The 24,877-nt window shown below is 55.7% G+C and carries 24 protein-coding genes; 4 read left to right on the top strand and 20 right to left on the bottom strand.

Features of this window, described 5'->3' with window-relative positions:
- Nucleotides 1-11 precede the first annotated feature (11 nt).
- Complete coding sequence (locus KGP16_RS01470) at nt 12-626, bottom strand: IMPACT family protein (protein ID WP_021807951.1); 615 nt, start codon at nt 624-626, stop codon at nt 12-14.
- A complete protein-coding gene (gene pepQ / locus KGP16_RS01465) occupies nt 626-1,957 on the bottom strand; it encodes a Xaa-Pro dipeptidase (RefSeq protein ID WP_071681849.1) in 1,332 nt (443 codons plus the stop codon). Before pepQ ends, KGP16_RS01470 begins: the two co-directional genes overlap by 1 nt.
- A 320-nt stretch (nt 1,958-2,277) precedes the next feature.
- Between pepQ and fadB the strand changes: the two genes are divergently transcribed.
- Together fadB and fadA are read left to right on the top strand one after the other, a co-directional pair.
- Complete coding sequence (gene fadB, locus KGP16_RS01460) at nt 2,278-4,470, top strand: fatty acid oxidation complex subunit alpha FadB (RefSeq protein WP_059199062.1); 2,193 nt, start codon at nt 2,278-2,280, stop codon at nt 4,468-4,470.
- Nucleotides 4,471-4,480: 10 nt separating this feature from the next.
- Nucleotides 4,481-5,644 (top strand): acetyl-CoA C-acyltransferase FadA, encoded by a 1,164-nt coding sequence (gene fadA / locus KGP16_RS01455; RefSeq protein ID WP_021807954.1) that lies wholly within the window; start codon nt 4,481-4,483, stop codon nt 5,642-5,644.
- 152 nt (nt 5,645-5,796) lie between these two features.
- Here fadA and fre read toward each other — a convergent pair whose 3' ends face one another.
- The 3 genes from fre to pepE form a co-directional block, all read right to left on the bottom strand.
- Nucleotides 5,797-6,498, bottom strand: coding sequence for an NAD(P)H-flavin reductase (gene fre, locus KGP16_RS01450; protein ID WP_021807955.1), 702 nt, complete (start codon nt 6,496-6,498; stop codon nt 5,797-5,799).
- Between the two features lie 51 nt (nt 6,499-6,549).
- Nucleotides 6,550-8,046 carry a 4-hydroxy-3-polyprenylbenzoate decarboxylase gene (gene ubiD / locus KGP16_RS01445; RefSeq protein ID WP_059199063.1) on the bottom strand — a complete coding sequence of 499 codons (1,497 nt, stop codon included), beginning with the start codon at nt 8,044-8,046 and terminating at the stop codon, nt 6,550-6,552.
- A 212-nt stretch (nt 8,047-8,258) separates the two neighbouring features.
- On the bottom strand, nt 8,259-8,984 hold the full coding sequence (gene pepE / locus KGP16_RS01440; RefSeq protein ID WP_021807957.1) for a dipeptidase PepE: 726 nt from the start codon (nt 8,982-8,984) through the stop codon (nt 8,259-8,261).
- Nucleotides 8,985-9,226: 242 nt separating this feature from the next.
- On the opposite strand from pepE, the gene rfaH reads away from it, so the two are divergent.
- Nucleotides 9,227-9,715 (top strand): transcription/translation regulatory transformer protein RfaH, encoded by a 489-nt coding sequence (rfaH, locus tag KGP16_RS01435; RefSeq protein WP_021181462.1) that lies wholly within the window; start codon nt 9,227-9,229, stop codon nt 9,713-9,715.
- Between the two features lie 42 nt (nt 9,716-9,757).
- Here the strand turns inward: rfaH and hemB are convergent, their stop codons facing one another.
- From hemB to udp, 14 genes are all read right to left on the bottom strand, one after another.
- A complete protein-coding gene (gene hemB, locus KGP16_RS01430) occupies nt 9,758-10,780 on the bottom strand; it encodes a porphobilinogen synthase (RefSeq protein WP_021181463.1) in 1,023 nt (340 codons plus the stop codon).
- Between the two features lie 14 nt (nt 10,781-10,794).
- Nucleotides 10,795-11,577 carry a 3'-5' ssDNA/RNA exonuclease TatD gene (gene tatD, locus KGP16_RS01425; protein WP_059201910.1) on the bottom strand — a complete coding sequence of 261 codons (783 nt, stop codon included), beginning with the start codon at nt 11,575-11,577 and terminating at the stop codon, nt 10,795-10,797.
- Nucleotides 11,578-11,629: 52 nt separating this feature from the next.
- On the bottom strand, nt 11,630-12,400 hold the full coding sequence (tatC, locus tag KGP16_RS01420) for a Sec-independent protein translocase subunit TatC (protein WP_021181465.1): 771 nt from the start codon (nt 12,398-12,400) through the stop codon (nt 11,630-11,632).
- 3 nt (nt 12,401-12,403) lie between these two features.
- Nucleotides 12,404-12,976 (bottom strand): Sec-independent protein translocase protein TatB, encoded by a 573-nt coding sequence (tatB, locus tag KGP16_RS01415; RefSeq protein ID WP_059199066.1) that lies wholly within the window; start codon nt 12,974-12,976, stop codon nt 12,404-12,406.
- A 3-nt stretch (nt 12,977-12,979) separates the two neighbouring features.
- A complete protein-coding gene (gene tatA / locus KGP16_RS01410) occupies nt 12,980-13,246 on the bottom strand; it encodes a Sec-independent protein translocase subunit TatA (protein WP_021181467.1) in 267 nt (88 codons plus the stop codon).
- A 140-nt stretch (nt 13,247-13,386) separates the two neighbouring features.
- Nucleotides 13,387-15,018 (bottom strand): ubiquinone biosynthesis regulatory protein kinase UbiB, encoded by a 1,632-nt coding sequence (gene ubiB / locus KGP16_RS01405; RefSeq protein WP_021181468.1) that lies wholly within the window; start codon nt 15,016-15,018, stop codon nt 13,387-13,389.
- A complete protein-coding gene (locus KGP16_RS01400; protein WP_094983281.1) occupies nt 15,015-15,623 on the bottom strand; it encodes an SCP2 domain-containing protein in 609 nt (202 codons plus the stop codon). Before KGP16_RS01400 ends, ubiB begins: the two co-directional genes overlap by 4 nt.
- Nucleotides 15,624-15,636: 13 nt before the next feature.
- On the bottom strand, nt 15,637-16,392 hold the full coding sequence (gene ubiE / locus KGP16_RS01395) for a bifunctional demethylmenaquinone methyltransferase/2-methoxy-6-polyprenyl-1,4-benzoquinol methylase UbiE (protein ID WP_021181470.1): 756 nt from the start codon (nt 16,390-16,392) through the stop codon (nt 15,637-15,639).
- Nucleotides 16,393-16,470: 78 nt separating this feature from the next.
- A complete protein-coding gene (gene rmuC / locus KGP16_RS01390) occupies nt 16,471-18,018 on the bottom strand; it encodes a DNA recombination protein RmuC (protein WP_059199068.1) in 1,548 nt (515 codons plus the stop codon).
- Nucleotides 18,019-18,160: 142 nt separating this feature from the next.
- Nucleotides 18,161-19,474: an OprD family outer membrane porin gene (locus KGP16_RS01385; protein ID WP_179251087.1), complete on the bottom strand. Its 1,314-nt coding sequence runs from the start codon at nt 19,472-19,474 to the stop codon at nt 18,161-18,163.
- A 108-nt stretch (nt 19,475-19,582) separates the two neighbouring features.
- Complete coding sequence (locus KGP16_RS01380) at nt 19,583-20,371, bottom strand: histidine phosphatase family protein (RefSeq protein ID WP_371822655.1); 789 nt, start codon at nt 20,369-20,371, stop codon at nt 19,583-19,585.
- Between the two features lie 285 nt (nt 20,372-20,656).
- Nucleotides 20,657-21,187: a DedA family protein gene (locus KGP16_RS01375; RefSeq protein ID WP_024485458.1), complete on the bottom strand. Its 531-nt coding sequence runs from the start codon at nt 21,185-21,187 to the stop codon at nt 20,657-20,659.
- Between the two features lie 86 nt (nt 21,188-21,273).
- Complete coding sequence (locus KGP16_RS01370; protein ID WP_179251089.1) at nt 21,274-22,056, bottom strand: tyrosine-protein phosphatase; 783 nt, start codon at nt 22,054-22,056, stop codon at nt 21,274-21,276.
- 152 nt (nt 22,057-22,208) lie between these two features.
- Nucleotides 22,209-22,970, bottom strand: coding sequence for a uridine phosphorylase (gene udp / locus KGP16_RS01365; RefSeq protein ID WP_021807966.1), 762 nt, complete (start codon nt 22,968-22,970; stop codon nt 22,209-22,211).
- Between the two features lie 302 nt (nt 22,971-23,272).
- Here udp and KGP16_RS01360 point away from each other — a divergent pair, with 302 nt between their 5' ends.
- Entirely contained in the window at nt 23,273-24,100 is an 828-nt protein-coding gene (locus KGP16_RS01360; RefSeq protein WP_223500678.1) for a dienelactone hydrolase family protein, read from the top strand.
- An 88-nt stretch (nt 24,101-24,188) separates the two neighbouring features.
- On the opposite strand, the gene fsa is transcribed toward KGP16_RS01360, so the two are convergent.
- A complete protein-coding gene (fsa, locus tag KGP16_RS01355) occupies nt 24,189-24,854 on the bottom strand; it encodes a fructose-6-phosphate aldolase (protein WP_021807968.1) in 666 nt (221 codons plus the stop codon).
- Nucleotides 24,855-24,877 lie beyond the last annotated feature (23 nt).

Raw genomic sequence — 24,877 nt, 5'->3', positions numbered from 1 at the left:
GTTGGTGGGAATTATTGCGATATAGGGACTAATTGCAAACTTCCGCGGCTGAGATCGCGTAATTTATTCCCGAATGCCTCGGTACCGGTGGCCGGTAGCGCCAAATGTAACACCACGGCAGCACCGTAATCCCCATGCACAATCCGCCCTTCACTAAGCTGTAGCAAATTCTCTACCATTGCCAGCTGAGCATAGTCGCACTGCAAAGTATATTCGAGCTGCGGCACTTTATAGCTGACAACCAACTGCTTAAGCGCCTGTTGTACGCCGCTGCCGTATGCCCGCACCAGGCCACCGGTACCCAGCTTGATCCCACCATAGTAGCGAACTACCACCGCGGTTATTTCACCGATCCCACTGCCCATGAGCTGGCTCAGGATGGGCTTGCCCGCCGTGCCGGAGGGTTCACCGTCATCGGAGAACCCCAACTGCTGCGAATCATTCGGTGCCCCGGCAACAAAAGCCCAGCAATGGTGCCGGGCCGTTGGATGCTCGTCACGCACCTGCTGGATAAAGGCTTTGGCCGCCTCGACCCCGCAGGTGGGGGCCAGCAGGGTGATGAAACGGCTTTTCTTTATCTCTTCACTGACGCTGATGACAGCGCCAGGAATGGGGTAAGGCTGCATCAGGCCAGGTTCAGATCGCGCGTCATATTCTCAATACGCTTTTCGTGGATCACGATATTGTCCTCAATGCGGATACCGCCGTAAGGTTTCAACGCGTCGATACGATCCCAGGCAAAGTGTTTACTGAACTCGCCGCTACGCCAAGGTGCCAACAGGGACTCAATGAAATACAGGCCCGGCTCAATGGTCAGCACCATGCCTGGTTGCATGACACGAGTGCAGCGCAGGAAGGGATATTTTGCGGGTGCTGCCAGATGAGTACCATTTTCATCCTGCATAAACCCGGCGGCATCATGCACCTGCAAACCAAGCGGGTGGCCTAAGCCGTGCGGCAGGAACGGACAGGTGATGCCTTGTTCGACCATCGCTTCTTCGCTGATGCCCGTTACCAGCTTATGATTTTTCAACAGTTTGGCGATACGTTGATGCATCTGTACATGGTAATCCGTGTAGCGCACCCCGGCTTTGATGGTATCTATCAGCGCAAGCTGTTCACTGTTGAGATCTTTCACCAGATGGGCGAATGCATTGTCGCTCTGAGCCGCATAGGTGCGAGTCAGGTCGGCAGCGTAGCCGTTGTATTCCGCCCCTGCATCGATCAGGAAGCTACGGGATTCGGCAGGAGGTTGATGATCCAGCTTGGTGTAATGCAGCACCGCCGCATGCTCATTCAGGGCCACGATATTATCGTAAGGCACGTCCGTATCACGATGGCCAGTGGCGGTCAGATAGGCCAGGTTGATATCGAACTCGCTCATACCGGACTGGAAGGCTTCATGAGCGGCACGGTGCCCCATCACGGCCGTTTTCTGCGCTTCGCGCATGCAGGCCAGTTCATAACCGGTTTTGATCGAGCGACGGAAATCGAGGAAATTCAGCACCGCTTGCGGATTGATGTGCTCGGCCGCAATGCCAAGAGAGAGGGCCCGCTGTTGTGCATAGCCGATATAGCCTACACGCTCGCGCTGCTGCGGCAGTTGGCTGGCGATATCATCTGCATTGGTCAGCGGCAACAGTTCAATGGATTTGGTCCAGAAGCTGTTGGGTAGCGGTTCAACGCTATGCCAGTAATCCACCGGGGAATAGAACCACAGCTTGGGTTTGTTAACGCCGTCCACCCACAACCAGCAGTTCGGCACCGACGTTACCGGCACCCACGCCTTGAAGTTGGCGTTCACTTTAAACGGGTAGCTGTGGTCGTCCAGAAAGACCCGTTGCAGCTCGCCTGAATGGATCAGCAATGCATCCAGATTGTTGCGCTCTAATACTTCACGAGCTCGTTGTTGCAGTGTTGCCAAGTGGTCGTTATACAAAGAAGCCAGCGTTTCCATCACAGTACCCTTATGCCCTCAGAACGGAATGAGCCATCTTAACACACAGATCCCACGCTCCAACCCCATCACCTCCTGCATGAGGTGTGCTTCGCAAACCTCTGCAAACAGATTGCATCCCCAGGTGATATGGCCGCTACGCACCAAAGTTTCTCGCTCAGGGGTAAAAAATAACTTGATTGGGTATCAAGCAATTAGCCATTCCCCCTGTGATCAGGTTTGCAAATATGCAATCTATTATTTGCAATTTATTAACATAAAAACCACACTCGTCATCATCTGGTCATACCAGATCATCTGCGCTGATTCAGGAGATCGACATGCTCTACCAAGGCGAAACATTACAAGTACACTGGCTCGACAACGGCATCGCCGAGTTGGTGTTCAACGCACCAGGCCCGATCAACAAGCTGGATACCAGCACCGTTGCCAGCCTGGGTGCCGCACTCGAGGTGCTGGAACAGCAAACCGAGTTGAAAGGGCTGCTGCTGCGCTCTGCCAAATCCGCATTCATCGTGGGTGCCGACATCACCGAGTTCCTCTCGCTGTTTGCCGCACCGGCTGAAAAGTTGCATGAATGGCTGGTGTTTGCCAATACCATCTTTAACCGGCTGGAAGATTTGCCGGTGCCAACCATTTCCGCCATTAACGGTTACGCGTTAGGCGGTGGCTGCGAATGCATCCTGGCGACCGATTTCCGTATCGCCTCTCCAGACGCACGCATCGGTCTGCCGGAAACCAAACTGGGCATCATGCCAGGATTCGGGGGTTCCGTACGTCTGCCACGCCTGCTGGGTAACGACAGCGCGCTGGAAATCATTGCCGCCGGGAAAGATATCGGCGCGAAAGACGCGCTGAAAGTCGGCCTGGTCGATGCCGTGGTCGCACCGGAGAAACTGGTGGAAGCCGCGCTGAAAGTACTGCAACAGGCGATCGACGGCCAACTCGACTGGCGCGCCTACCGTCAGCCGAAGCTGGAGCCGCTGAAACTGAGCCCAATCGAAGCGGCCATGAGTTTCACCACGGCCAAAGGCATGGTGATGCAAACTGCCGGGAAACATTATCCTGCGCCAATGACCGCGGTAAAAACTATCGAAGCCGCCGCCAAGTTTGGCCGTGAAGAAGCGTTGAAACTGGAAACCGCCAGCTTTGTGCCTTTGGCCCGCTCTAACGAAGCGCGCGCCCTGGTGGGCATTTTCCTCAACGATCAGTTCGTGAAAGGCCAGGCGAAAAAATTGGCCAAGAACGTTGAAGCTCCGAAACAGGCTGCCGTTCTGGGTGCCGGGATTATGGGGGGCGGCATCGCCTACCAATCCGCGCTGAAAGGCGTGCCGGTGATCATGAAGGACATCAGCGACAAATCCCTGACTCTCGGCATGAATGAAGCGGCCAAACTGCTGAATAAACAGCTGGAGCGCGGCAAACTGGATGGCCTGAAGATGGCACAGGTGCTGTCAACCATCCAGCCAACGCTGGACTATGCCGGAATCGAACGCGCCCAACTGATTGTTGAGGCCGTAGTTGAAAATCCTAAGGTAAAAGCGGCGGTGTTGTCTGAAGTGGAAGCCCTGATCGGCGAAGATACCGTACTGGCCTCCAATACCTCAACCATCCCGATCAATCACCTGGCAAAATCGTTGAAGCGCCCACAAAACTTCTGCGGTATGCATTTCTTCAACCCGGTGCACCGCATGCCGTTGGTTGAGATAATCCGCGGTGAACACACCAGCGACAGCACTATCGCCGCCGTGGTGGCCTACGCCACCCGCATGGGCAAAACGCCGATCGTGGTCAATGATTGCCCTGGGTTCTTCGTTAACCGCGTGCTGTTCCCGTATTTTGCCGGGTTCAGTCAGCTGCTGCGCGACGGCGCCGACTTCCGTCAGATCGACAAAGTGATGGAAAAACAGTTCGGCTGGCCGATGGGCCCGGCGTATCTGTTGGATGTGGTCGGTATTGATACCGCGCACCATGCCCAGGCGGTGATGGCCAACGGTTTCCCTGAGCGCATGAGTAAAAATTACCGCGATGCGATCGACGTGATGTTCGATAACCAACGCTTCGGCCAGAAAAACCAGTTGGGCTTCTACCGCTACAGCCAGGATAGCAAAGGCAAGCCGCGTAAAGATAACGACGAGCAAACCGACACTCTGCTGGCAACCGTGAGCGCATCGGCACAGACCTTCAGCAGTGAAGAGATCATTGCCCGCATGATGATCCCGATGATCAACGAAGTGGTACGCTGTCTGGAAGAAGGCATTGTGGCCAGCCCGGCAGAAGCGGATATGGCATTGGTTTACGGCATCGGCTTCCCGCCGTTCCACGGTGGCGCATTCCGCTATCTGGATACGCTCGGCACCGCCAATTACGTCGAAATGGCCCAGCGTTACGCTAACCTGGGGGCGCTGTATCAAGTGCCAGCCGGCCTGCGTGCCAAGGCGGAACGTAATGAAAGCTACTACCCGGTGGTGACAGCGGCGCTGTCTGATATCTCCACTGGCCAACCGGCATGAGGTTATAAAGATGGAAAACGTAGTTATTGTTGATGCCGTACGTACGCCAATGGGCCGCTCAAAAGGCGGCGCTTTCCGCCAGGTACGCGCGGAAGATCTTTCTGCTCATCTGATGCGTGCCGTGCTGAGCCGTAACCCGGCGCTGAATGCCGCCGAGATTGATGATATTTACTGGGGCTGCGTGCAGCAAACGCTGGAACAAGGCTTCAATATCGCCCGTAACGCCGCGCTGCTGGCCGAGATCCCACATAGCGTGCCAGCGGTAACGGTGAACCGCCTGTGTGGTTCTTCGATGCAGGCCTTGCACGACGCAGCCCGCGCAATCATGGTTGGTGACGCGCAGGTCAGCCTGATTGGCGGAGTGGAACATATGGGCCACGTCCCAATGAACCACGGTGTAGACTTCCATCCAGGCCTGAGCCGCACCGTGGCAAAAGCGGCAGGGATGATGGGCCTGACCGCAGAAATGCTGGCCAAAATGCATAATATCAGCCGCGAAATGCAGGATGAATTTGCAGCCCGCTCCCACCAACGTGCCCATGCCGCTACGTTGGCCGGCTATTTCAAAAACGAAATTATCCCCACCACCGGCCATGACGCCGACGGCGTACTGACTCGTTACGATTATGACGAAGTGATCCGCCCGGAAACCACCGTTGCCAGCCTGGCGGCATTGCGCCCGGCGTTTGACCCGGTCAACGGCACCGTCACCGCAGGCACCTCTTCCGCACTGTCTGACGGCGCTTCCGCCATGCTTATCATGAGCGAATCCCGTGCCAAGTCACTCGGACTGAAGGCTCGTGCCCGCATCCGCTCAATGGCGGTCGTGGGATGCGATCCTTCGATCATGGGCTATGGTCCGGTGCCTGCCAGCAAACTCGCGCTTAAACGCGCCGGCCTGAGCGTGCAGGATATAGACCTGTTTGAATTGAATGAGGCCTTTGCCGCCCAGTCGCTGCCCTGTATTAAAGATCTGGGGCTGCTGGAAAGCATGGACGATAAGATCAACCTTAACGGCGGTGCGATTGCCCTGGGCCACCCATTAGGCTGCTCCGGCTCCCGTATCTCCACCACCTTGCTGAACAATATGGAACGCCGTGACGTGCAGTTTGGTCTGGCCACCATGTGTATCGGCCTGGGTCAGGGGATCGCCACGGTATTTGAACGCGTTTAGCTGTGTCTGATTGGATGCTCCAAAAGGGCATCCCAAAGGTTTTGTTGCCGTACTTCCCGCCTGTCAGGGGCGGGTTTTTTTATGCCTGAAATTCGATGTCAAAAAAAACGGGGCAGCATTTGGCCACCCCGTCTTTAACGCTGCGCATACAATCAGATAAACGCGAAAGCATCGCCAAACATGTGCGCTTCCAGTGCACCACGCTCGGCACAGAAACGCTCACGGGCAATTTTCGCCATCTCGAAACGACCTGCGATATAGATATCATGCTCCGCCAGCGAGCCAAAATCCTGTAACACAGCGCTCAGCACCGTGCCACTGCGGCCACGCCAGTCCTCTTCCGGCTGTTCAACTACCGGGATAACCTTCAGATTTGGGTATTGCAGTGAAATCGCTTCCAGTTCGCTGAGATCATAAAGATGCTTCAGCTCACGCCCACCCCAGTAGATAGAGATATCACGGTCTGGCTGGCGCTCCAGCGCCGTCAGCAAAATCGAGCGCGCGTAAGAGAACCCGGTACCACCGGCAATCAACACCAGCGGGCGCTCGCCCTCTTCACGCAGCCAGGCTTCACCATGCGGAATATCCACGGTGATGGCCTGCTCTTTCAGCACACGATCCATCACCGCCATCGCATACAGGTTCAGTTCAGAAGCACCAATATGCAGCTCGATATAATCTTGCTGTGCTGGCGTCGAAGCCACAGAGAACGGGCGTTTATCACGTTCATCCATCACTACCATCAGGTATTGCCCTGCTTTGAACGAAAACGGTGCCTCTGGCACCAAACGTACCCGATAAACGGTATCGGTAATGGCCTCTACGGAGGTCACTTTACAGCTCAAGATTGTCATGCGTTCCCTCTGTCGGGTCATCAATGCAAGACCGAGAACAAAGACTGGCGCTTAAAGCGTCGGTTCTCTGTCACTGAATATGGCGAGCTCATCCCAGATGTCATCGATACGCGCACGCACCTTCTCATCCATTTGAATCGGACGGCCCCACTCTCTCTGGGTTTCTCCCGGCCATTTATTGGTGGCATCCAGGCCCATCTTCGATCCCAACCCGGAAACCGGTGAGGCGAAGTCCAGATAATCAATCGGCGTATTCTCCACTAAAACGGTATCCCTTGCCGGATCCATTCTGGTGGTGATCGCCCAAATTACGTCATTCCAGTCACGCGCATTCACATCGTCATCGCAGACGATGACAAACTTGGTATACATAAATTGGCGTAGGAAAGACCAGACCCCCATCATTACGCGTTTGGCGTGCCCTGCGTACTGTTTTTTGATGGTCACCACCGCCAGGCGATAGGAACACCCTTCCGGCGGCAGGTAGAAATCGACGATTTCCGGGAACTGTTTTTGCAGGATCGGCACGAACACTTCGTTCAGCGCCACTCCCATCACCGCTGGTTCATCCGGCGGGCGACCGGTATAGGTAGAGTGATAAATCGCGTTGCGCCGTTGGGTAATATGGGTCACGGTAAAGACGGGGAAGTGGTCGATCTCGTTATAGTAACCGGTGTGATCGCCATACGGGCCTTCCGGCGCCAGCTCCCCTTGCTCGATATAACCTTCCAACACAATTTCTGCGCTGGCGGGAACTTCGAGATCGCAGGACAGACATTTGACCACTTCGGTCTTGTTGCCGCGCAACAACCCGGCAAAGGCATATTCGGACAGGTTATCCGGCACCGGCGTCACCGCGCCCAAAATGGTGGCAGGATCGGCCCCCAGCGCAACGGCAACCGGGAAACGTTCACCAGGATGTTCCTGACACCACTCCTGATAATCCAGCGCGCCGCCACGGTGCGAGAGCCAGCGCATAATCAGCTTGTTCTTGCCCAATACCTGCTGGCGATAGATCCCCAGATTCTGGCGCTCTTTATGCGGGCCACGGGTAACCGTCAGCCCCCAGGTGACCAGCGGGGCGGCATCTTCCGGCCAGCAGTGCATCACCGGAATACGGCCAAGATCGACATCTTCCCCTTGCCACACCTGTTCCTGGCACGGGGCAGAGCCCAGCACCTTAGTCGGCATATTCAGCACTTGCTTGAATTTGGGGACCTTGTCGAACAGATCGCGAAAGCCCTTCGGTGGCTCCGGCTCTTTGAGGAACGCCAACAGCTTGCCCACTTCGCGCAGCGCACTGACGTCTTCCTGCCCCATCCCCATCGCCACCCGCTTGGGCGTGCCGAACAGGTTACAGAGCACCGGCATATCGTAGCCTTTCGGGTTTTCGAACAGCAACGCCGGGCCGCCTGCTCGCAGCGTACGATCGGCAATTTCTGTCATTTCCAGATAGGGATCAATCGGCTGGCTGATGCGTTTTAGTTCCCCTCTCTTTTCCAGCAACGAGAGGAAATCGCGTAGGTCACGGTATTTCATGCAAGCCATTACACCATTGATTTATAGAAGATTTAAACGACGATCCCTGAAAATCTCAAGGGGGTTCGACGTTTAATTAACTGGCTGATTTTAAGGCGTTTCACAGCAACGGATAGATTAACAAATTCTAGCCAATCTGCCCACATTAGCGCTACTAGTTTGGGTTGTCATCACAATGCTGAATCTGTAGGGGCGCCGCATGCTGCGCCCCCTTCGGTTTATCAATGGCAGATGAACGGCACCAACGAGCGCAGCGCCAAAGTATCATGATATTCCTGTATCTCTACCCCGTGGCGGAACACTTTAAAGCCCTGCTCCCTGGCGCTGAAGTAGCGCAGATCGTTGCCGCAGACGTGCAGCAGGCTGCCTTCACGCAGTGCAACAACCGACTCGCTTGGGTTCACCGCACAGAACTCTGCCAGGCGCTCATCACGGGTTTCACCCATGTGGCCGCTGATGTGGGCATCGATGTAATGTGGGTTGATCTGGACCGGGAACAACCCCAGCGCAGGCAACACGACGCTGCTGCGTACCGGCATATCATTGGTGGTACGGATGCTCGGCGTCGCCACGTTACAGCCAGCGCTCCAACCTACATAAGGCACTTCGCGCTCACGCACCGCACGCTGGATTGGCACAATCAGGCCATTTTCATGCAGCATCTGGTTCAGCATCCAGGTATTGCCGCCGCTGACCAAAATACACTCGGCCTGTGCGATCGCCTCTGCCGGAGACTCGGCATGGTGGATGCTGGTAACCTTGATACCCAACGTCTGCGACAGTTCCCCCGCACGCTGGTCGTAATCACCGCGGATCATGGCATAAGGAATAAATACGGCCGACGTGATGTTACGGCGTTCAATCATGGCCAACAGCTGACTCTTGGCATAACCGAGCAGTTCGGCCTCGCCGGAAAGCTTGCCGTTACTCAGTAAAAATAGCTCCATGTCTCTCCCTCAGTGCAAGAATGATAAAGGCGTCACATTGAGCATCAGGCTTGCCCACCATACTGTGACAGTCGTAAATTTGAGGCCTATTGTTATACCTGAATCAGGTAAACAAATATGTGACTTTATGCTGGCTACCGTGGATTGCCGCAACTCATGGCAACAAGATGGACGCTTGCGTCACTAGGTATCCGTAGTGGCTTTTGGTATGCTTAACGGCTGACAGAAAGGCATGTGAAACTATGGAATCTTGGTATTTACTTTATTGTAAGCGCGGCCAGCTGTTGCGGGCCCAGGAACACCTGGTAAGGCAAGCCGTCAACTGCCTGAGCCCAATGATTACGTTGGAGAAAATCGTGCGTGGCAAGCGTACCGCCGTTAGCGAACCGCTGTTTCCCAACTACCTGTTTGTTGAATTCGATCCGGAACGTATTCACACCACCACGATCAGCGCTACCCGTGGTGTCAGCCACTTTGTACGATTTGGAGCCTTACCGACCCAGATACCGTTACAGGTTATCGAAGAGCTCCAGACACATAGCGAAGAATACTATGTGGACCCAGAGACCCCACAGCCGGGCGATACGGTGTTGATCACCGATGGCGTGTTCGAGGGCCTACATGCGATCTACACCGAACCCGACGGTGAAGCCCGCTCGATGCTGCTGCTGAATTTGATCAACAAGCAGATTAATCAGAGCATCGATAACCGGCAGTTCCAGAAGCTGTAATGCAAACAGGCACCCAAGGGTGCCTGTTTTGTCTGCTACCGATTAACGGCGCATCGCATCATCATGCAGCCACTGGGCGACACGCTTGGCGAAGTAGGTCAGCACACCATCAGCCCCGGCACGCTTAAAGCACAGCAAGGATTCCATCACCGCCGGTTGCTCCTGCAGCCAGCCGTTCTGGATCGCCGCCATATGCATCGCATATTCGCCCGACACCTGATAGGCGAAGGTCGGCACCCCGAAGGTATCTTTGACACGCCGCACCACGTCCAGATACGGCATCCCCGGCTTCACCATCACCATATCCGCGCCTTCCTGCAGATCCTGAGCAATCTCTTGCAGGGCTTCGTCGCCGTTGGCCGGATCCATCTGATAGGTTTTCTTGTTGCCGCCTTTCAGGTTACCGGTGGAGCCGAGCGCATCACGGAAAGGGCCGTAATAGCATGAGGCATATTTGGCGGAATACGCCATGATCTGGGTATTCACCAAGCCTTGCAGCTCGAGTTGATCGCGGATCGCGCCGATGCGGCCATCCATCATATCGCTGGGAGCCACGATTTCGGCACCGGCTTCAGCGTGAGATAGCGCCTGGCGAACCAGAATCTCTTTGCTGATGTCGTTGATCACGTAGCCATGTTCGTCGATCACCCCGTCCTGCCCATGGGTCGTATACGGGTCGAGCGCCACATCGGTCAGGATCCCCAGCTCCGGCACGGCATCTTTCAACGCACGCACGGTGCGCTGCACCAAACCATCCGGGTTGTAGGCTTCCTCGGCATGCAGCGACTTCAGGCCAGGCTCAATCACCGGGAACAGGGAGATCACCGGCACGCCGAGCTTGGCAATGGCTTCTGCCTCTTTGATCAGCAGATCGATGCTCATGCGCGATACGCCAGGCATCGAGGAAACGGCTTCCTGACGGTTGCTGCCTTCCATGACAAACACCGGGTAGATCAGGTCATTGACCGTCACCTGATTCTCGGCGACCAAACGGCGGCTGAAGTCATGACGGCGCACACGGCGCATACGGCGACCAGGGAAGGTGCCCGGAAATGCATAGCTCATAATTTTCTCCTAACTCAGACCAGCCGGAATAACCGGCGGGCGTTCTCATCAGTTTTCTGGCCCAGCCACGCGGGATCTTCTTCGCGCCAGGTCGCAACCTGCCGAATGATATGGGGCAGAAAACAGGGTTCGTTGCGGCGAGATGCAGGTTTCGGGTGTAAATCCCGGGGCAACAAATAGGGGGCATCGGTTTCCAGCAGCAGACGATCGGCCGGGATTTGGGGTAACAAGGCACGCAGTTCCAGACCCCTGCGCTCATCACAAACCCAACCGGTGATACCGATCGACAGCCCCAGCGCCAGACAGTCCTGTAACTCTTCGGCGCTGCCGGTGAAGCAATGCACGACTGCGGCGGGCAGTTTATCCAACCAAGGGGTCAGCAGTGCAACAAAACGTGCGTGTGCGTCGCGACAATGCAGGAAGACCGGCATATTGAGCTCGGCGGCCAATGCCAACTGGGCGTTGAAAGCCACTTCCTGCTGTTCCGGGGTAGAAAAGTTGCGGTTAAAGTCCAGCCCACATTCACCAATGGCTGCAACGAAGGGCTGCGATGCCAACCGGTGAATGTGCTGCGCAACCTCATCGTTCCAACTGCTGGCATCATGCGGATGCACGCCAGCCGTAGACCAGCAATAGCCACTATGCGCACGGGCCAGGTGACTGGCCGCCTCGCTTTGCTGCGCGTTGGTGCCGGTGATCAGCATCCCCGTCACGCCTGCGGTTTTGGCTCGCTCAACCACCTGTGTGGCATCTTTGGCAAATTGGGAGCTGGTAAGGTTGACGCCAATATCAAACATGGTTTTTCCAAAGCAAAAGCCGCCCGATGGGCGGCTTAGAGACAGACGAGTATCAGGAGGCTGGTGGCTCTTCGCCTTCCTCTTCTTCCTCTACCGGCTTGCGCCGCTTCCCGACATAGAAGCGGGCGAAGAATACCCCGACCTCAAACAACAGGTACATCGGGATCGCCAACAGGGTTTGCGAGAACACGTCCGGCGGCGTCAACAGCATGCCGACCACGAAAGCACCAACCAGCACATACGGGCGTTTCTTACGCAGGTCTTCTGGCGTAGTAACACCGCTCCAGCACAGCAGAATAATGGCAACCGGCACTTCAAAAGCCACGCCGAACGCCATAAACAGCGCCATGACGAAACTCAGGTAGTTGCTGATATCGGTCGCAATCGTGACGCCGATGGGTGCAGTTTTGGCAAAAAAGCCAAAGGCCAACGGGAACACGACAAAGTAGGCAAACGCCATCCCCAGATAGAATAGCAGGCTGCTGGAGACCAGCAACGGCATCATCAGGCGGCGTTCATGCTGGTACAGCGCAGGAGCGATAAAGGCCCAGACCTGATAGAGAATGAAAGGCGCGGCAACGATCACCGAAACCATCATCGTCAACTTGATCGGAGCAAAGAACGGTGAAGCCACATCGGTGGCGATCATGCTCGCCCCGGCAGGCAACTGATCGATCAGCGGTGCAGACACGATCTGATAAATATCGTTAGCGAAAAACACCAACACGATAAAGATCGCCAGCACGCTGATGATCGAATTTAACAGCCGCTTACGCAGTTCAATCAGATGACTGATAAGCGGTTGGGTATCTTCAACGGCCATGTTTTAACGTTCGCCACTAGGTTGTTGAGACGCAGGGGATTTATCCGCCACAGGCTCTGGGATGGCCTGCTTTGCAGGGATTTGCTGATCCACGACCGTTGCCTGAGCCACGGTTGGCACCACCGGCTCACTATGCTCGACTGGCGCAGGTTCAGTGGGCTGCGGTGTGGCAACAGGTGCCGAAGCGGTAGTCGCCGCTTCCGCCGGCGTCACGCCATCGTGAATGGCTTCAGGATCGGTGACCACTGGATTGTGGATGGTATGCGGCGGCTCGTCCTTATCGACGTGATAAGAGCGTTTCAGCGACTCAGCCGCCTCTTTCAGCTCATCCATTGAAGCTTTGAGTTCCGGCGTTAAATTCTGCAAACCCGCTTTCTCCGCCTTCTTAAGGCTTTCCTGCAGTTCTTGCAGCTTCAATTCCTGCGTCAGCTCATTCTGCACCGAAGCTGCCAGAGAGCGCAGCGCTCGGATCCAGCCCGCAACGGTTCTGACCGCCACCGGTAACCGTTCTGGCCCGAGTACCACCAGGCCAATCACCAGTACCAGCAGCAGTTCACCAAACCCAATGTCAAACACGGTTTATACCTGCTCTTTGTTCTTCGACTCTTCCGCTGCTTTCACTTCCGGCTGCTTATCGGTGATAGGCTTGGCCGCAAAGTCTGCATCGTGGTTGGTTTTTTCAGTCGTGTTGGTTGGCGCGGTGCTGTTGTCGTCGCCAATCGCTTTTTTGAAGCCCTTGATTGATGCACCGAGATCGGAACCTAGGGTACGCAGTTTGTTGGTGCCAAACAGCAGTACCACGATCACCGCGATGATCAACAATTGCCAAATACTAATACCGCCCATTGTACTTACCTCTGGTTTAAAAAAGGGTCTATACCCGTTGTCTTTCAAGTTGCCGCATTATATACCCTTCATCTTTGTGTTGGATATGCCCCGTTTTTGCAGGGCTACAGCGACAACGCTTAACCTGATGGTTAATTTATTCAGACGGTGCGTTTCCAACCAACGACCCAGGCTACTACGCCTGCGGCCATCATCCAGGCAGGGAACACCTCTACGCCTCCCAGCAGTAAAATCGTACCACTGACTAACAGTGTAGCGCCAACCCCGAACAAATACCGTGATTGACCTTGCCGAACGCGTTGCGCCTGCATCTGACCGGTCAATTTATCGACGCTTTGTTGCAACAGTTTATGCTGTTGCAGGCTGTCATAAAATAGCTCTGGTAACTCCGGCAATTTCTCGGCCCAGAACGGCGCTTTTTCTTTCAGCGCGCGGATCACCGCCGGAATGCCCACCTGATCCCGCAGCCAGCTTTCCAGGAACGGCTTCGCCGTGGTCCACAGATCCAGTTGCGGATAGAGCTGGCGGCCAAGGCCCTCAACGTACAGCAGCGTCTTTTGCAGTAATACCAGTTGCGGCTGCACTTCCATATTGAAACGGCGTGCGGTATTGAACAGGTTCAACAGCACGTTACCGAACGAAATTTCCGCCAGCGGTTTTTCAAAGATCGGCTCGCAGACGGTACGGATGGCAAACTCAAAATCTTCCACGTTGGTATCACGCGGTACCCAACCAGAATCAACGTGCAGTTCCGCCACCTTACGGTAGTCGCGGTTGAAGAAGGCGATAAAGTTTTCCGCCAGATAGCGCTTGTCGTCTTTGTTCAGGGAACCCACGATACCGCAGTCGATGCCGATATAACACGGATCTTCCGGGTGTTCATAGCTGACGAAAATATTGCCTGGGTGCATGTCGGCATGGAAGAAGCTGTCACGGAATACCTGGGTAAAGAACACCTGGACGCCACGCTCGGCCAGCAGTTTCATATTGGTGTTCTGCTGTTCCAGAGCCGCAATATCCGACACCGGGATACCGTAAATCCGCTCCATCACCAACACGCTTTCACGGCAGTAATCGGAGTAAACCTCTGGCACGTAGAGCATCGGGCTACCGTCAAAATTACGGCGCAGCTGGATGGCGTTGGCCGCTTCACGCAGCAGGTTCAGCTCATCGAGCAGGGTTTTCTCATATTCACGCACCACTTCGCGCGGGCGCAGACGGCGACCGTCCGGCATCAGCTTAGGTACCCAACCTGCCAGGCGATACATCAGGCGCACATCGGCTTTGATAATCGGCCCAATGTCCGGGCGGATCACCTTCAGCACCACCTCTTGGCCGGTCGTTTTCAGCCGGGCGGTATGCACCTGGGCAATCGAAGCCGATGCCAGCGCCTGCTGGTCAAAGTCATCGAACCAGGTTTCCAGCGGGCCGCCCATTGCCAACTCGATATGCTTACGCGCGAGCGCGCCATCGAACGGTGCTACTCGGTCCTGCAACAGCGTCAGTTGGTCGGCAATATGGGGTGGGAACAGATCGCGGCGGGTCGACATCATCTGGCCGAACTTGATCCACACCGGGCCCAGCTCTTGCAGCGCCAGGCGCAGGCGTTCACCCAACGGCTGGTCTTTATGGCGGTTAGGCATCCAGAACAGCAGGCGACGGCCAATGCGCAGCGGCAGCGTCAAGCGCATCTTGGGGATCAGTTCATCCAGTCCATAGCTCAGGAAAACGCGCACGATCAAATACAGGCGGCAAATTTCGCCAGGGGTCATCGGTTACCCTCCAACTTGTCCAGACGGGCAATCAGTGCGTCCACACTGCGAACGGTGGCATCAACCTCTTCGTTAAACCACACCACTTCAAGCGGGCCGGGAGCCATACGCCACTCTTCGGTCAGCGTTTCGGCGACGTAGCGTTGCTGGCTCTGCAAACCGGATTTCAGCAGGCCCAAACCTTTGCCAACGATCTGGCTAACCCCTTGCGCGGCGATGTCGCCTACATAAGGCGCCAGCCATTCCGCCGGATCCCACTCTGCCAGATCGAGCAAGCCGACCAGCTGTTGCACCACCTGAATATCGCCTTCGACAATCAGCTCGCCGCTGCGCATCAGCGGGGAAAGTTGCTGACGATCGCGCAATTTCAGCAGCACCGGTACGCGGGTTTGCACCGTACAGTCGGCTCTATCTTCTGATTGGCCAAGCACATCCACGCGCTGTTCGCTGAACAGCAGAACCAACGGCGAAGAGAGTTCCTGTAGCTCGATACGTAACACTTTACCCGCCAGCCGTTGGCGGGCAGCTTTCATGCTGCGATCGCGAAACAGCAGGCTATTGAGCGAGGTTTCCAGCACGCCGGTCAGTAACGGGGTTAGCAGCATCGGCATTTCCATATCAGAACTTGAAGCCCCGGTGCAGCGCCACGATGCCGCCGGTCAGGTTGAAGTAGTTGACGTTCTCGAAACCGGCCGCAGCCATCATCCCCTTCAGGGTTTCCTGATCGGGGTGCATGCGGATCGATTCTGCCAGATAGCGGTAGCTGTCCGGATCTTTCACCACCAGCTCACCAATTTTTGGCAGCACGTGGAAGGAATAGGCGTCGTAAGCCTTGCTCAGCGGCTCCAGCAGCGGCTTGGAAAATTCCAGCACCAGCAGGCGGCCACCCGGTTTCAGCACGCGGAACATCGAGCGCAGCGCTTTGTCTTTATCGGTGACGTTGCGCAGGCCAAAGGAGATGGTGATGCAGTCAAAATAGTTATCCGGGAACGGCAGCGCTTCGGCGTTGGCCTGCACGTAGCTGATATTGCCAACGATGCCGTGGTCGCGCAGCTTTTCGCGCCCCATCTTGAGCATGGAATCGTTGATATCCGCCAGCACCACCTGCCCCTGCTCACCCACCATGCGGGAGAACTTGGCGGCCAGATCGCCAGTACCACCGGCCAGATCCAGCACGCGCTGGCCGCGGCGCACGCCGCTGCAATCGATGGTAAAGCGCTTCCAGATACGATGGATACCAAACGACATCAGGTCGTTCATCACGTCATATTTTGCCGCTACCGAGTGAAAAACGTTGGCCACCATGGCCTGCTTCTCGTCTCTTGCTACGGTACGAAAGCCAAAATCGGTGGTTTCCTGCGCTTGATCTGCCATTGTCCTGCCTGCCATTCAGTCAATTTAGTGTCGTGGAGTGTACCAGAAAGCCGCGTAATACCCCACCTTGCAACGGTATCATCCGTGCGATGTGCGATGCGGTTCTTCGTTGCTATCGTCGTTATCTTCCTCCGGGAGCGAGGCGATATCCTCGTCTGGCTCAGAGAGCAGCTCATCATCCTGTTGTTCCGATGCCTGCTGCGCCAAAAGCGGGTTGATGGGACGTTTAATCTCAACCCCAAGCGCGCGGAAGCCCTCGATGCGGCCGATAAGATTACCACGGCCTTCGCTCAGTTTATTCATCGCCTGGTGATAACTGCCCTGCGCCCTATCCAGGCTCTGCCCCAGGGCCGACATATCGTCAACGAACAGGCGCATCTTGTCATACAGGCGGGCGGCGCGATCGGCGATCCGCTGGGCGTTCTGGCTCTGGTGTTCATAGCGCCACAGGTTGGTGATGGTACGCAGAGCCACCAGCAAAGTGGTTGGGCTGACCAGCATGATGTTATGTTGCAATGCCTCGCTAATCAGCTCCGGCTCACGATCGATGGCCAGCAGGAAGGCGGGTTCCACCGGGATAAACATCAGCACATAATCCAGCGAACGCAGGCCAGGTAACTGTTGATAATCTTTACGGCCCAGCACACGGATGTGCCCACGCAGCGAAGTGATATGCTCGGTCAACGCTGCTTCGCGTTCAAAATCATCTTCACTGTTGAAGTAACGCTCATAGGCCACCAGCGACATTTTGGCGTCGATCACCACGTCCTTGCCCTGTGGCAAACGCACGATCACGTCCGGCTGCATGCGGCTTTGGCTATCCAGCCGCACATTGACCTGCGTCTCATACTCATGTCCTTCACGCAGGCCGGAGGCTTCCAACACGCGGCTCAGCACCACCTCGCCCCAGTTGCCCTGGGTTTTGTTATCGCCTTTTAGCGCCTTGGTGAGGTTGAGCGCCTCGCGAGCCATTTGCGCATTCAACTGTTGCAGATTACGGATTTCGTGCGTCAGTGTATGGCGTTCGCGTGCTTCCTGGCCAAAACTGTCCTGCACCTGGCGGCGGAAACCGTCCAACTGCTCGCGTAACGGCAGCAACAGGCGATCCAGGCTTTGCTTATTTTGCTCATCTACCTTGCGGCCGCTGTTTTCGAAAATGCGGTTGGCCAGATTCTCAAACTGGGTGGTCAAACGCTGTTCACTGCTGATCAACAGCCGCTGTTTCTCTTCTGCGGCCATCCGGGTCTCTTCCAGGCGGATCGTCACCTCACGCAGTTCGGCTTCCTGAGCGCTGTTGACTTCACGCTGCGCCCGTAGCTCCTGGTTCAGCAATTCACATTCATTGCGCCAATGGTTGAGCTGTTGCAGTCTCTCCTGCCCGGCGGCCAGTTGGCTGTGCAGGGTGCGCAGTTCCAGATCGTTTTGCCGTAGCAGCTGTTCGTGGCGTTGCAGCGTCTCTTGGCGGGAGGCAGTTTCAAGCTGTGCCTGCTGTAAAGACTGTTCCAGCAGACGCATGTCGGTTTCATGTTGCGCGCCGTGCTGTTGCGCACGCAGGCTGGCGATCAGCCACCCCAGCAGTAAACCTATCGCTACGCCACCAATACCGTAAACCAAACTGGTATCCACCCTGCCTCCTGTCATGCATGCACTTGCGGCGCGTTTTACGCCTGTTGCCTGCCACGTTAAAGGGAGCCTGTATGGATGTCCAGTCTGTTTTTATGTGGAAGTGAGCACGGTAACCAAGGCATTACCGTGCAGATAAGGCGGATTAAAACAGTTTGAAGCGATATTCGGCGATAAACTCGCCGGACAGCGAGTGGGAGGTCTGGGAATGGCCATCCACCAGTATCGGCGTTTTATTGCTGTTCTTATAAGACCAACCCGGCCCAGCCATGGCGAATACCGTCAGGTTTTTCAGCTTGGGATGGGAAGGTGCCCAGCGGCCAAAGACGTTAATCTCACCGGTACGCACCGCGGCACCTTGATAGCTGAATTGGCCAACGTTGCCCGCCAGCCCGGCGGTAAACTCAGGCGTGATGCGATATTCCGCTATGGTGGCCAGCATGGTTTCGCCATCGCGCATATAGTCTTCACCGGCATAGGCCATGGAGGTAAAGGTCCCGCGTGAGTTTTTTGACATATGGCGCGGGTAGAAGCCCAACTGACCCTCTCCCTTCGGTGCCCGCGTGTGGGAAATACCGAGCTTGACGCTCCACAGCGGCTCCTGCCATTTGGCATCCAGCGCATAGTGGTTGGCGTTATGATCGAAGTTGCGCTTGCTCAGCGCCATCTGTTTATAGTCATCCAGCGCCTGAGTAGTGTAAATCTGGCTGCCCAGGCTGAGTTTCTCATCGACCTTGTAGCTCATACGCAAGATCTGACGGCGCAGATAGTCCTGAGACTCCCCGTAGGCCAGTTGACCGTTAAATGCTTTATTCTCATAGCCCAGCTCGGCACTGGCAAGATGGTTGATATAGCGGCCATCGTTGGTTTGCAAGCGCAGGCTGTCGGGTGAGCTACGATCCATCGAACGTTCAACATACGCGCCGCGCAAAGAGAGCCCGGCACCGGCTACGCCACCGGACCAACCCAGGTAAGTCGTAGGCGACAGGCGAGTGGAGGTGGAGATCACGCCGTAGTTACGCAACACCTGCCAGCCAGCCTGCGCATTCAGCGCTGCGCCACCCACGTCGCCTTTCAGCTTGATATAGCGCTGGCCCACCTTGCTGTAGCCAGCAGCATTCTCTTTGCTGTTGCCGGGGCCGTTGTTGTACAGCACCCCACGAGTATTGAAGTAATCACTGGCACCCAGCTTTACCGCGCTGTAGTAATCGAGATTAACGCCGATAAAGTCCGCCAGATAGCCGGACTGATAGCCCAGCGCCAACCCTTGCCCCCAGGCGTTATGCACCTCTTTTGGATTGGCGGCATCTTCCTTGAGGTACTTCCAGTAGTTTTTCAGCGACAGTTCAGCATGGCTGTCGCTGAAAAAGGGCGAATTCAGGACGTCATCAACGCTGGCCTGGGCCGCGGTGGAGAATAGCGAAATAGCGACCAGACAGCTTAAAGCAGAACGTTTCATTATTGTTATCCCCGAAAAAGGTATAGAAAATCCCTGCCGAGGCGATATGCTATCGCCCCAGATAATATCCCCGAGCCAAAAGGGTGGGTTATTTTTATTAGGTAATAATCAAGGTGCTTTATTGAGTAACGCTTTCCCTTTAGCGACATAAGTCATATCGCCAATATCGGTTACGGTATATTTTCCGTCTTTATAAGTCATCTTGACGACGGCCGCATTAGTCAGTGGCTTATTTTTGTTCGGATTATCGGTCATATCGGAAATCATCATCTGCATCGAGAGCCCGGAAGAGACCGCCAGGATGTTTTTATCCCCGTTCTTCACCGCATTCTGCACCATGGTATGCAAGGCTCGTTGCATACGGGTTTTGACCTGCTGCGCGCTTTCCGCCTCTTGCTTATCATCGCTTTGCGTGATGGCATCCACCATCGGGATCAGGCTGATCTTGCCTTCGCCCATTTGCTTGAACATCTCGGCACCAGAGGCCAGGCCCAGCTTCTTGGCAGCAGCGTCGGCCATCTCTGCGTTAGCGCGTCCTTCAAAACCGCCGAAGAACATTTCGCGCAGGTCGGTCAATTCCGTGACCTTGGCGTCCGGCTTCCCCATTTCCTTGAGGATCACCTGCATCGTTTCACGCTGGCGGCCAGCATCGCTGGTGTAGAAGCTATCGAAAGGGATCCCCTTCAACCCGGCACCCAGATAGCGCGCGGTTTCGATCCCGGCCGGTGTCAGCGGTGAGTCAGCCCAGCCCTGCACGCGATCGTAGGTATTGAGCAGTGTTTTACCGTGGCGGGCAAAATAGATATCGACGCTGTCGCTTTGCGCGGCGGTTACGTTGAAGGCTGCAGCAGAGGAAACGGCAAGTACGGAGGCCAGTAGCCAGGTTTTAATTTTCATAAATCTTTCCTTAGTGAACAAAATAACGTCTATAGGTTAATTTTTTTAATCATCGGCAGATCATTTGCCAAAATAAGGGCGAAAAAAAACCCAAACCCATGACATTGGTTCGTCAACGGGTTTGGGTTTTGCCTGTTTATTCACAGTAACAATCCACTTATTGGGAAAGTAACACCGTTAAAAAAATAAGGGAATTAAAAAACGCCGGTTAAGGATAAATTCGTGATCGAATTCTCACTGTGCGCTGAATAATTAAAATATGAGGTTATTTGGCAAGGCGCCGGTTCATGCCATCCACTGGGTAAACCATTTGATACCAAAGGCGCCTGGCGCCAGGATGCCGAAGGCCCAGACCATTGCCGAGGCCACATTGGCGATCTGGAACGCGGTTTGCGGCATGGCACAAATGCCCCCCACCAGCGGTACTACGGCGCGCAACGGCCCGAAGAAGCGCCCAAAGAAGATGCCCAGCACGCCCCAGCGCTCAAAAAACGCATGGCCACGCACCAACAGCTGCGGATTGCGTGACAGCGGCCACATATGGGCTACACGCCCCTGATAGTGATAACCGACCCAATAGGAGAGCCAGTCACCAAAGAAGGCACCGGCGGCCGCCGCCGCCCAGATCGGCCAGAAGGCAATGCCGCTCTCGCCAATCAACGCCCCCAACCCCAGCAGAATAACCGTGGCAGGCAACAACAACGAGAGGAAGGCCAGCGACTCACCAAACGCCAGGAAGAAGACGATCGGGATCGCCCAGGCTTCATGCTGGCGCACTGTTTCGCTAACCCAGTTAATCACGTCATTGAGGTTCATAACCTGCTCCTTTTGAGAACGGATCCGACCTCAAGGATACGCAGCCTCCTTCCTCACTAGTTAAACCCTGGTTAAACATGGTGCCGTTATTCCAGATAGAGCGCCTGCAACGTCTCGAGCTGGCTTTGCCCCAACCCATATTCGGCCTCCAACCAACGGTTGGTGGAACCGTATTGCTCATGAATGCAGCCCAACGCGGTCGCCAGGAACTCTTCACGTGCACTGAGCACATAGGCAAACTGCGCCACCGAGGCGTCGTTCAGGCGGCTGGAGATCTGATCCAGCATATGTTCACGGTAGCTCGCCAGCGTGGTTTCCGTCAGCAGATAATCTTCCATTACCGTAGCCTCATCCGCACCCAGCGCCAGCAGTACCATCGCCGAACCAACTCCGGTACGGTCTTTGCCTACCGCACAGTGCTGCACAATCGCACCGCCTTCAGGCTGAGCCAGCAGCTGCGCCAGTTGGCGATAGGCGGCGTTATTGAACGGCAGGCGGCGGTACAGCTCCAGCATAAAGGCCCGGGCATCAAACTTGGCCAGCGTTTCGTCGGTGAGTTTTTCAAGGTTGGCATTCACTTCGCTGCTGAGCGGGTTGGCCGGCACATGGTAATAATCGGCTCCCGACCATAGCACGTCAGGTTTTGCCTGCACTTCGTCGAAGTCGCGGTAATCCAGCACCGAGCGCATTGGCATCTGAGCCAGGTAGCTACAGTCGTTTTCGCTCAAGCGATCCAGAGCGCCGGAACGAAACAGCAGCCCGCGTTTGATGCGGCGGCCATCGGCCACGCTGTTGCCGCCTAAATCGCGGAAGTTGATGCCACCGTCTAGCGGCGCAAGTGAAGGATGGAGCAGGATCTGAGCGGTCATAGACGTCCTTTATGTTGATTGTCTTGAGATTAGCTGCCATACGGCCAGCAATGGCAAGACCCCAGCAGCAGCAGGCCAGCAGCATGACACAGAGGGGGGTAACCGTAACAGAAGGAGAAACGGGCCGTCAAACGGCCCGCTTTTAACGGGGATTACAGCAGACGGCGAGCAGCCTCAACGACGATTTGCACCGCCTGGCTTTCAGTCTTCTTCATGGTTTCCGCATTCGGGATCTCTTGCTGGGTGCGGTTAACGATCACACCGGCAACCATCCCCGCACGCAGGCCCTGACTGGCGCACATGGTCAGCAGAGTGGCGGATTCCATTTCATAGTTCATCACGCCCATCGCCTGCCACTCTTCCATTGAGCCTTTAAAGCGGCTGACCACACGGCCGGAATAGGTGTCGTAACGTTCCTGGCCTGGGTAGAAGGTATCGGAAGAGGCGGTCACGCCGATATGCGTGGTAGCACCGCTAGCCTTGGCGGCTTCAACCAGCGCAGTGGTACAGGCAAAGTCTGCCACTGCCGGGAATTCCATTGGGGCAAAGTGCAAGCTGGCACCGTCGAGGCGCACAGCAGCGGTTGTCACCAGCACGTCGCCCACGTTGATATTGGCCTGAATGGCACCGGTCGTGCCGATACGCAGGAAGGTACGGATACCCAGCTGTGCCAACTCTTCAACGGCGATCGAGGTAGACGGGCCACCGATACCGGTTGAGCATACGATCACTGCCTTGCCATCCAGTTCTGCACGCCAAGAGGTAAATTCGCGGTGGGAAGCCAGATGAACCGGGTTTTCCATCAGCTTGGCAATTTTCTCAACACGCTGCGGATCGCCAGGGACGATGGCCAATGTAGCGCCTTGCAGATCATTTTTAGTGAGACCGAGGTGGAAAACGTCAGACTGAGACATGGGGGACTCCTCATGGATACGGTTTTTGGGAGGAACAAACAGAGATTCTACTGACAATCGCTGTTAAATTTCGTGATGATCATCACCTTGAATAAAGAAACAGAAATTCATCTACATTATTTTTGTGATTAATATCACATAAAAAACCCTGACACGCTTAATCTCCATTCAGTTTATACCAACTTGCTGCCTGAGCGGCCATTGCTATCCTGCGCGAAAATTCGCCATGCGATGCTAATAAGCGCTAATCTGCCTATAGTTAACTGCCGCGCTTTTTCTCTAACGCATGGAGCCTGCAATCAATGAAAACAGAACAACAAATGACGTTAAAACAGGCCAACGGGGGATTTACCCCGGCCGTAGCACCGTTGGCCACCTCAACCATTCTGACCGATGTGCAGGATATACACGTGGGGGAAACCACCATCCCTTCGCAGGGGGACGATCTGCCAGCCTATATCGCCAAACCGGCCCATCATCAAGGGCCGTTCCCCATTGTGCTGGTCGTGCAGGAAATCTTTGGCGTGCATGAGCACATTCAGGATCTGTGCCGCCGCCTGGCCAAGCAGGGTTATCTGGCTATCGCTCCAGAACTCTATTTCCGCCAAGGCGATGCCAGAGAGTACAGCGAAATCAGCGAGCTGATGCAAAAGCTGGTCAGCAAGGTGCCAGACAGCCAGGTATTGGCCGATCTGGATCACGCTGCGCATTGGGCAACGCGCCACGGCGGCGATGCCGGCAAGTTGGCGATCACCGGTTTCTGCTGGGGCGGTCGCATCACCTGGCTGTATGCCGCGCATAATCCGCAGCTGAAAGCGGCAGTGGCCTGGTACGGCAAGCTGGTGGGGGAGAAAACCTTGAATTCGCCGAAGCATCCGGTTGATATAGCGATCGATCTTTCGACGCCGGTACTTGGGCTATACGGTGGCCAGGATGGCAGCATTCCGCAGGAAACGGTGGAAACCATGCGCAAGGCGATCCGAGCAGCCAATGCCGATGCGGAAATCGTGGTTTATCCAGAAGCGGGTCATGCTTTCCACGCCGATTACCGGCCAAGCTATAACGCGGAGGCTTCCGCCGACGGTTGGCAGCGCATGTTGGCCTGGTTCAGCCAGCATGGGGTGAAATAGACGGGCGCAATATGTCGAGTTAGGAGGGAAATATCAGCAGTTTCAGGGGCAGCAAGTGCCCCTGATGCTTGTCAGTTAAGCAACTAACTTAGCTCAGTGACAAAGTGCCGAACGCACCGTGCCAATCGTGCTCGAACTTCTCAACCGCCGCCTGCACCGCCGGGGCGCTGATAAACTGCTCTGCGACATCGACCGGTAAGGTAATAGCTTCACAACCTGCCAACAGGCACTCCAGTGCCTGACGTGGAGTCTTGAAGCTGGCGGCCAGCACCTTGGCCTGCGGGGCGTGCAGTTCTAACAAGTGCTGTAACTCCTGCACGGTAGCAATGCCATTGCCACCCTGGGCATCCACGCGGTTGACGTAAGGTGCCACATACTTCGCACCTGCCAAGGCAGAAAGCAGCCCCTGTGCTGCCCCATACACTGCCGTCCCCAGCGTTGGAACAGCCAAGCCTTGCAGGATTTTGATCGCGGCCAGCCCTTCACTCGTCACAGGTACTTTCACCACCACGCCAGGAACGCGCTGGTGAAGCATGACCGCCTCTTCAACCATCTGCTCGGCCGTGGTCGCCATCACCTGGGCAAACAGCTTCCCTTCACCACCGATGATATCGCGTAAAGCGGGCAGCACTTCCCATAGCGACGTGCGTGACGCTGCCACAATGCTCGGGTTAGTTGTCACCCCTTGCAACGGCAACACACGTGCCAGACGTTTCACCGCATTGATGTCGGCAGTATCCAGATAGAGTTCCATAGTTGCTCCTCAAGGCTAAAAAT

This window comes from Serratia sp. JSRIV006 (assembly GCF_019968685.1).
GTDB lineage: Bacteria > Pseudomonadota > Gammaproteobacteria > Enterobacterales > Enterobacteriaceae > Chania > Chania fonticola_B.
Note: the sequence above shows the minus strand (reverse complement) of the source record. Positions and strands in the feature narration are given on the sequence as shown.

Bases quoted from the DNA above. Each gene is read 5' to 3' on its own strand.
- ubiE (WP_021181470.1), bottom strand. From the start codon at position 16,392: ATGGCAGATCAAGCGCAGGAAACCACCGATTTTGGCTTTCGTACCGTA.
- udp (WP_021807966.1), bottom strand. From the start codon at position 22,970: ATGTCTCAGTCTGACGTTTTCCACCTCGGTCTCACTAAAAATGATCTG.
- fre (WP_021807955.1), bottom strand. From the start codon at position 6,498: ATGACAATCTTGAGCTGTAAAGTGACCTCCGTAGAGGCCATTACCGAT.
- KGP16_RS01375 (WP_024485458.1), bottom strand. From the start codon at position 21,187: ATGAACCTCAATGACGTGATTAACTGGGTTAGCGAAACAGTGCGCCAG.
- ubiB (WP_021181468.1), bottom strand. From the start codon at position 15,018: ATGACCCCTGGCGAAATTTGCCGCCTGTATTTGATCGTGCGCGTTTTC.
- fadB (WP_059199062.1), top strand. From the start codon at position 2,278: ATGCTCTACCAAGGCGAAACATTACAAGTACACTGGCTCGACAACGGC.
- tatC (WP_021181465.1), bottom strand. From the start codon at position 12,400: ATGGCCGTTGAAGATACCCAACCGCTTATCAGTCATCTGATTGAACTG.
- tatA (WP_021181467.1), bottom strand. From the start codon at position 13,246: ATGGGCGGTATTAGTATTTGGCAATTGTTGATCATCGCGGTGATCGTG.
- KGP16_RS01400 (WP_094983281.1), bottom strand. From the start codon at position 15,623: ATGCTGCTAACCCCGTTACTGACCGGCGTGCTGGAAACCTCGCTCAAT.
- tatD (WP_059201910.1), bottom strand. From the start codon at position 11,577: ATGTTTGATATTGGCGTCAACCTTACCAGCTCCCAATTTGCCAAAGAT.
- rfaH (WP_021181462.1), top strand. From the start codon at position 9,227: ATGGAATCTTGGTATTTACTTTATTGTAAGCGCGGCCAGCTGTTGCGG.
- KGP16_RS01370 (WP_179251089.1), bottom strand. From the start codon at position 22,056: ATGACCGCTCAGATCCTGCTCCATCCTTCACTTGCGCCGCTAGACGGT.
- fadA (WP_021807954.1), top strand. From the start codon at position 4,481: ATGGAAAACGTAGTTATTGTTGATGCCGTACGTACGCCAATGGGCCGC.
- KGP16_RS01360 (WP_223500678.1), top strand. From the start codon at position 23,273: ATGAAAACAGAACAACAAATGACGTTAAAACAGGCCAACGGGGGATTT.
- fsa (WP_021807968.1), bottom strand. From the start codon at position 24,854: ATGGAACTCTATCTGGATACTGCCGACATCAATGCGGTGAAACGTCTG.
- ubiD (WP_059199063.1), bottom strand. From the start codon at position 8,046: ATGGCTTGCATGAAATACCGTGACCTACGCGATTTCCTCTCGTTGCTG.
- hemB (WP_021181463.1), bottom strand. From the start codon at position 10,780: ATGAGCTATGCATTTCCGGGCACCTTCCCTGGTCGCCGTATGCGCCGT.
- KGP16_RS01380 (WP_371822655.1), bottom strand. From the start codon at position 20,371: ATGAAAATTAAAACCTGGCTACTGGCCTCCGTACTTGCCGTTTCCTCT.
- KGP16_RS01385 (WP_179251087.1), bottom strand. From the start codon at position 19,474: ATGAAACGTTCTGCTTTAAGCTGTCTGGTCGCTATTTCGCTATTCTCC.
- pepQ (WP_071681849.1), bottom strand. From the start codon at position 1,957: ATGGAAACGCTGGCTTCTTTGTATAACGACCACTTGGCAACACTGCAA.
- pepE (WP_021807957.1), bottom strand. From the start codon at position 8,984: ATGGAGCTATTTTTACTGAGTAACGGCAAGCTTTCCGGCGAGGCCGAA.
- KGP16_RS01470 (WP_021807951.1), bottom strand. From the start codon at position 626: ATGCAGCCTTACCCCATTCCTGGCGCTGTCATCAGCGTCAGTGAAGAG.